Here is a 1,081-nt window from a genome sequence, read left to right on the forward strand (position 1 = left end):
CCAGCCGCCGGGAGATGGCGAAGGCGTTGGACTTGCCGGGGATGCCGATCAGCAGGCGGTATGTGGGACTGAGGGTCTCCACGTCGAACTCGCAGGAGGCGTTCTCCACCCCGGCGGTGGTCATGGCGAAGGTCTTCAGCTCGGCGTAATGAGTCGTGGCGGCGGTCTTGGCCCCGGCGGACCGGACATGCTGGATGACGGCGATGGCCAAAGCCGCGCCCTCCACCGGGTCCGTGCCCGCGCCCAGCTCGTCGAAGAGGACCAGGCTCTCCTCGTCCGCCTCCTCCAGGATGCCCACGATGTTGGTCATGTGGGCGGAGAAGGTGGACAGGCTCTGTTCGATGCTCTGCTCGTCGCCGATGTCGGCCAGCACCCGGTCATAGACCGCCACCGCGCTCCGGTCCGCCGCCGGGATGTGGAGGCCGCACTGGGCCATCAGCGTCAGCAGGCCCAGGGTCTTCAGGGAGACCGTCTTGCCGCCGGTGTTGGGCCCGGTGATGACCAGCGTGTCGAAGGCGTCCCCCAGCTCCAGGTCGATGGGCACCGCCGTCTTGGGATCCAGGAGGGGGTGCCGGGCTTTGCGCAAGTGGATGGCCCCGTCCCGGCGGATCTCCGGGCGGACGCCGTCCATCTTGTAGCTGAGCTGGCCCCGGGCGAAGATCAGGTCCAGGTGGACCAGCGCGTCGTGGTCCCACTGGATGTCCTCCCGGTGGGCCGCGGCCTCGGCGGAGAGCTCCGCCAGGATGCGCTCGATCTCCTTCTGCTCCTTGGCCTCCAGCTCTACGTACTCGTTGTTGGCCTGGACCACCCCCATGGGCTCCACGAACACCGTCGCCCCAGAGGAGGAGATGTCATGGACCAGGCCGGGGAGGTTCCCCTTCTGCTCCGCCTTCACCGGGACCACGAAGCGGCCGTCCCGCTGGGTGATGATGCTCTCCTGGAGGACCTTGGAATAGCTGGGGGAGGAGATGATGCGCTGGAGGATCTGGCGGCTCTTGGCCTGAGCGGCCCGCATGTGGCGGCGGATGTCCGCCAGCTCCGGGGAGGCGGCGTCGGCGATGGTGTCCTCGTCGGGGATGCA

The 1,081-nt window shown here is 68.4% G+C and carries 1 protein-coding gene; it reads right to left on the reverse strand.

Annotated elements, in window-relative coordinates:
* Positions 1-1,081 (reverse strand): endonuclease MutS2 (locus QZ332_RS13760; protein WP_367116678.1); only part of this gene is annotated, 1,081 nt, incomplete at both ends.

This window comes from uncultured Oscillibacter sp., from assembly GCF_910584465.1.
GTDB lineage: Bacteria > Bacillota > Clostridia > Oscillospirales > Oscillospiraceae > Oscillibacter.